The 5,496-nt window shown below is 75.4% G+C and carries 7 protein-coding genes; 2 read left to right on the top strand and 5 right to left on the bottom strand.

Going from position 1 to position 5,496, the window contains the following annotated elements; genetic code table 11:
- Positions 1 to 65: 65 nt before the first annotated feature.
- The 3 genes from ACFV0G_RS07555 to ACFV0G_RS07545 form a co-directional block, all read right to left on the bottom strand.
- Entirely contained in the window at positions 66 to 1,325 is a 1,260-nt protein-coding gene (locus ACFV0G_RS07555) for an SUKH-4 family immunity protein (RefSeq protein WP_380543171.1), read from the bottom strand.
- A 94-nt stretch (positions 1,326 to 1,419) separates the two neighbouring features.
- Complete coding sequence (locus ACFV0G_RS07550) at positions 1,420 to 1,758, bottom strand: DUF1330 domain-containing protein (protein WP_380543168.1); 339 nt, start codon at positions 1,756 to 1,758, stop codon at positions 1,420 to 1,422.
- A gap of 122 nt (positions 1,759 to 1,880) precedes the next feature.
- Positions 1,881 to 2,801 (bottom strand): aminoglycoside phosphotransferase family protein, encoded by a 921-nt coding sequence (locus tag ACFV0G_RS07545; protein ID WP_380543165.1) that lies wholly within the window; start codon positions 2,799 to 2,801, stop codon positions 1,881 to 1,883.
- A 147-nt stretch (positions 2,802 to 2,948) separates the two neighbouring features.
- On the opposite strand from ACFV0G_RS07545, the gene ACFV0G_RS07540 reads away from it, so the two are divergent.
- The gene (locus ACFV0G_RS07540; RefSeq protein ID WP_380543162.1) at positions 2,949 to 3,608 is read left to right on the top strand and encodes a hypothetical protein; all 660 of its coding nucleotides are present in this window, start codon (positions 2,949 to 2,951) and stop codon (positions 3,606 to 3,608) included.
- A 22-nt stretch (positions 3,609 to 3,630) separates the two neighbouring features.
- On the opposite strand, the gene ACFV0G_RS07535 is transcribed toward ACFV0G_RS07540, so the two are convergent.
- Positions 3,631 to 3,777: a hypothetical protein gene (locus tag ACFV0G_RS07535; RefSeq protein WP_380543160.1), complete on the bottom strand. Its 147-nt coding sequence runs from the start codon at positions 3,775 to 3,777 to the stop codon at positions 3,631 to 3,633.
- 93 nt (positions 3,778 to 3,870) lie between these two features.
- Entirely contained in the window at positions 3,871 to 4,818 is a 948-nt protein-coding gene (locus tag ACFV0G_RS07530; RefSeq protein ID WP_380543157.1) for an AEC family transporter, read from the bottom strand.
- 208 nt (positions 4,819 to 5,026) lie between these two features.
- Between ACFV0G_RS07530 and ACFV0G_RS07525 the strand changes: the two genes are divergently transcribed.
- Complete coding sequence (locus ACFV0G_RS07525) at positions 5,027 to 5,389, top strand: hypothetical protein (protein ID WP_380543154.1); 363 nt, start codon at positions 5,027 to 5,029, stop codon at positions 5,387 to 5,389.
- Positions 5,390 to 5,496 lie beyond the last annotated feature (107 nt).

The following is a 5,496-nucleotide window of genomic DNA, read 5'->3' as shown; positions in this document are numbered from 1 at the left end:
CTCGCGGGGTGTGTGCGCGCGTTGTGGGGCCCCCCCGGCCCCGGACCGGCCTCCGCCGGGGAGGTTCAGCCGAGCAGGCCGCCCATGTGGCCGTCGTCGGCCAGAGCGTTCCACAGGCTCTCCTCGTCGGCGAAGGCCGGCGGGTCCAGGTCGGCCAGCAGCCGCCGGCCCTCCTCCGCGAGCAGCTCCACCTGGTCGAACACCTGCCACTGCACCGGCGCGCAGCGGCCCGTCCAACGGCCTGCCTCGGTGCGCAGCCGGGCCAGCACCCAGATCGTCAGGTAGTACGCCGAGAGGTCGGTGCTCAGTCCGGGCGCCGGCCACTCCTCGTCACCCTCGTCGGACAGCACCGAGATCCGGCCGGTGTCGCCGTCGAGCAGGACGGCACAGTCGTAGACGGACAGGCCCAGGAAGACCCGGCCCGGCCCTGCGGCACCGTCCACGGGATCGGCATCGGGATCGGCATCGGCCGCCTCCTCGGCGTACCAGGGCATGCGCTCGCCGAGGGTCGCCAGCGGGCGCTCCTCGTCCCCGCGCAGCAGGCCGGTGGAGGGCAGCCCGACGGCGGTCAGCAGCCGCCGGGTCGGACGGTGGCGCAGGACGGCGGGCAGGTCGGCGTCGGCGACCGGCAGCAGCGGGCCGAGCTCGGCCGCCAGGTCCGGCGTGATCCCGTGGGCGAGCCGGCCCTCGCCGTCCGTCGCATCCCACGCGCCCGGCCGGGCCGCCCAGCGCAGGCTCTCCAGCAGCACCGCCGCACTCCAGTACGGGGCGTCACCGCTCGGCGAGAACACCGCGGGATCGGCGGCCCGCATCCTGCCCAGCGCGGCCGCCCGCACCTCGTCGGCCACCGCCGGGCCGCGGCGGCCCTGCAGCGCGGCCGGGTCGGCGGCGCCGGTGCGCAGTGCCGCCAGTGCGGCCAGCCCGGCCAGGAAGGCGGCGAGGTCGGTGGCGACCGGGTCGAGCAGGACACCGGTCGACGGGCGCCGCCCGGCAGCGGCCAGGGCGACCCGGCCGGTCCGGCCGTCCAGCACCAGGTGGTCCCGGCCGACCTCGCCGAGCACGAGCAGGTCGTCCGCACCCGTCGACGGCCCGTCGATCAGGTCGGCGAGCGGGCGGAGCAGGACCGCGGGATCGGTGGCGAGGTCCAGCCCCGGCGCACCACAGCCGTACGGCAGGCCGATCTCGACCAGCAGCCGCCGGGTCGGTGCGTGCACCAGCCGGTCCGGCAGCGCCCCCTCCAGCAGGGGGCGGCACGTCGGTGCCCCGGCCCGCTCCCCGTCCGCGCCCCTGCCCGTGCCCGTATCCGCGCCCGTCTCCGCTGCCATCCGCGCCTCCCCGTGGTGTCGTCCCGTCAGAGATCATCCGACGGCGCGGTGAGCGGCCGCACACCGGGGTACGGGGGCGGGGCCTGATGTCCGGTCAGTCCACCGGCGGGAGGTTCTTGAGCGCGTCGACGCCGCGGTGGCCGGGCTCGGTGCCCGCCACGATGATCACGTCGGCGGCCGAGTTGTCGGTCCGCAGCGGCAGGATGGCCCGGTAGGCGGGCGAGTCGTACCAGGCGTGCGCGCTGGCCGGGTCCGGGAAGGCGATGATGATGGTGTCGCCCGTCCAACTGCCCTCCTTCACCTCGTACGGGTCGCCGTGGACGAGGAACCGTCCGCCGAACGCGTCGAGGGTGTCGTCGATCCGCCGGAGGTACTCGGCGATCTGCGGGCCGAACCGGACCTCGCGCAGCCGGGCGACGGCGTAGGCGGTCATGGCGTCCTCCATGGTTCGTGGGCGGTTGCGGTGTGTGCTCCACGGTAGGCGGGGGCGCCCCGGCGCCGCATCAGTCACCCATCGGTAGGCCCTCCCGTGGAGGCGACCGGGGGCCGGTGGACTCAGGCCATGTGCGCATGCTCGTCCAGGAGTTCGGCGACCACCTCCAGGTCGGCGGCGACCCGTGCCGGGTCGGTGCCGAGGTGGTCGACCGCGACCAGCAGCGCCTTCCAGAGCGCCCATCCCCGGGCCCTCGCCCACGTCCCGTCGTCCTGGGCGACGGCGTGCCGGAACGCCTCGCGGCTGCGGCCGGAGAACATCGTCCAGGCGATGACCAGGTCGCACGCCGGATCGCCGACGCCGGAGGTCCCGAAGTCGATGACGGCGGCCAGCCGCCCGTCGGCGACCAGCAGGTTGCCGGCCGCGACGTCGCCGTGGAACCACACCGGCGCCCCGCGCCACTGCGCCGCCAGGGCGGCGTCCCAGACCGCGGTGGCCCGGTCCATGTCGATCAGGCCGTCCAGCGCGGCCAGGCAGCGCCGGGTCTCCTCGTCGTAGTGGGCCGGCGGGGCGCCCCGGTGGAAGCTGTGCGGCCCGGCGGACGGGCCTCCGGCCGCATCGCAGCGCTGCAGCGCGCGGACGAAGCCCGCGACGGAGACGGCGAATTCGGGCAGGTCGTCGATCCGTCCCCGTTCGGCGCTCTCACCCGGCAGCCAGCCCCGCACGGACCACGGGAACGGATACCCCTCCCCCGGCTCGCCCACGGCCAGCACGGCCGGGACGGCGACCGGCAGCCCCGGTGCCAGCCTGGGCAGCCAGCGGCACTCCTTGGCGACCGCGGGCACGTACCCGGCGGCCGTCGGCAGCCGGACCGTCATCTCCGGTCCCAGCCGGTACGTCCGGTTGTCCCACCCGTCGACCTCCACCGGTGTCACCGGCAGACCGCTCCACTGCGGGAACTGGGCGCGCAGCAGACGCCGCACCAGCTCGGCGTCGATACCGGCACGGCCGTCAGGGGGAAGAGCGGAGGGGAGGGGAGCCATCCCCCGATGGTCGCCCCGCGCCACCGCGGCCCTCAACCGGGTTTCCGCCCCGGCCGCGGCCGCTGGAGGCACCGGACCGCCCCGGTCCTGCGACCGGACGGGGACCGCACCGCCCGGCTGTCGGAGGGGCGTGGAACAGTACCCGCCATGGATGCGAGCATGCACGGCGCCCGGCTCATCGACCAGGTGATCGAGATCGTCGGCCGGGACGGCTGGGACACCACCGACGCGCCCGACATCGACACCGCGGTCCCGCTGCCGCCGGACGTCCTGGACGCCCTGACCCTGCCCGACGGTCGGCCCCTGCCGCCGAGCCTGCGCCGCTGGCTCGCGTTCGACGCCTCCTGGCTCGCGGCGATCGGCTGGTACGCGGACCCGGCGGCCCCGCGGTTCGACGCGGGGACGCTCTCCGCGACCGTGGCCAGGATGTTCGAGTTCGGGCCGGCCGACAGTGTCTGGCGGGACTCCTTCGCCGAGTTCGAGACCCTGCTGCCGGGGCTGTGCCTGCCGCTGGTCGGCGGCTGCGACTCCCGCCGCTTCCTCTACCTCGGCGAACCGGACTCCCACGGCGAATACCCCGTCCTGGTCGCCGACATGGACGACATCCCGTACGTCGGCGTCGAGTACCCGGGTCTGGACGTCTACCTCGCGGTCGAGGCCGGCCTGGCCCTCGACGACACCGACGCCTGGGACGACCCCGCCGAACACCCCGAGTACGGCCCCCGCATGCAGCAGCACGCCATCCAGACCGGCCTCGGCCCCGAAGGCCTGGAGATCCACGAGCTGTACGCGGACGAGGAGATCTGAACCGGGGCGGCGATGCTCCTGCCTACCCGCTGCTGACGACCACGGGCCTCGACGCGTCCTCGTCCTCCGCGCTCAGCCACCAGGTGGCGGCCGTCCACTCCGCCCGCCGGTCGGCGGGCTCCAGCACCGGCGGCTCGTCGGCCACCTCGGCGATCCACGTCAGGAGCACCCCTGAAGTATCCCGACGAGGCCCGGGCGCCGAACGCTCGGGCCCTTGCTCCGCAGGGCCGGCGGTCGGAGCGTGCTCCGACCCGAGTGCCGGTCAGTGGCCGCCGAGGCTCCAGGCGATGGTGGAGAGGGTGGCCATCGACAGCAGGGTGGATCCCAGGACGGACTCGCGGGCCAGCGCGGTGTTCCGGTTGTACTCGCGGGCGTAGGTGAAGACGTTCTGCGCGGTGGGAAGGGCGGAGAGCAGGACGACGGCGAGGAGTTGGTGCGGCGGCAGGTGGAGGAGCAGTGAGCCGACCGCCAGCGCGGTCAGCGGCTGGACGACGGTCTTGATGGCGACCGCCACGCCGGTCTCCGCGGTGAGGCCGGTCACGGGTGCGGCCCGGCGGCCGTGCAGCGACATGCCCAGGGTCACCAGCGCGGTCGGCACCGCGGCGGCGCCCAGCAGGTCGAAGGAGTGGCCGAGGACGGCGGGAAGGTGCAGGCCGGTCGCCGACAGCAGCGCGCCGAGCCCGGCGCCGAGGATGATCGGGTTGCGCAGCGGCAGCAGCACCGCCCGGCGCACCCGCGCGGCGGCGCTCCGGGTGGTCCCGGTGCCGGCGTCGAGGGCCGACAGGACGATCGGGGTGACCACCAGGACCTGGAAGAGCAGCACGGGTGCCACGAAGGACGCGTCGCCGAGCACCTGGACGGCCACCGGGATGCCCAGGTTGCCGGAGTTGACGTAGCCGGCCGCCATGCCGCTGATGGCCTGGTCGGCGGGCTCGCGGCCGAAGAGCCAGCGGCCCGCGGCCAGGCCCAGGCCGGACGCGATCACGGTCCCGGCGACGAAGGCGACCATCGAGGAGTTGGCGAACGCGCCGAGCGGCGTCCGGGCCACCATGGTGAACAGCGCCGCGGGCATGGCCACATGGAAGACGAACCGGCTCAGCACCTGTTCCGCCGGCGCGCCGAGCAGGCCGGTCCGGCCGACCAGGTAGCCGATCGCGGTCAGGATCCAGATCGGGGCGAACGCGGCGACGAGCGGCTGCAGGGTGGGCATCGGACCTCGGACCTCGGTCGGGCACGGTGGATCGGCCGGGGCCCGGGATCGCCGCGCCCCCCGGCATTCAACCAGTCGGCCCGGACCGGCCCGCCGGGACCTGCCCGCGGCCGCCGGACGGCACCCGCCGGCCGGGGCCGCCGAACCGGGGACGGGCCGGGACCACCCGCGCTAACCTGCCTACCTGACTGACCATCAGGAGGCTGTGATGAAGCGGACGGATCCGGACTACCCCGGGCTGTGCGAGGCCGCCGTACGGATCCTGCGGGAGCGGGCCGGCGCCGGCCGGGACATCTCCTACGGCGAGTTGAGCGCCGCGCTCGCGGAGCAGGGCTTCACCACCGTGACACCGCACCGCGGCATCATGACGTACCTGCTCGAGGACGTCTGCCTCCACGAGAACGCGGACGGCGGCGCGCCGATGCTCTCGGCGATCGTGGTCAACAAGGCGAGCCGGGAGCCGTCCGGGCAGTTCTCCGTCCTGGCGCGCCGGCTGCCGTTCGCCCGCCCGGCCGAATGGACGTGGCAGGACGAGCAGCGGGCCCTGTTCGCCCGGTACGCCGTCTCCTGAACGGTGCCGCCCCGCGGGCGGGGGCCCCCCCCGGCGGCGGCGGTCCCCGGGCGGCGGCCCCCCCGCGGGGGACCCGGCCCCCCGGGGACAAGGGGGGCCCCCCATAC

Source organism: Kitasatospora sp. NPDC059571 (assembly GCF_042735675.1).
In the GTDB taxonomy this organism is placed as follows: Bacteria; Actinomycetota; Actinomycetes; order Streptomycetales; family Streptomycetaceae; genus Kitasatospora.
This window is presented reverse-complemented; position numbering and strand designations above follow the sequence as displayed.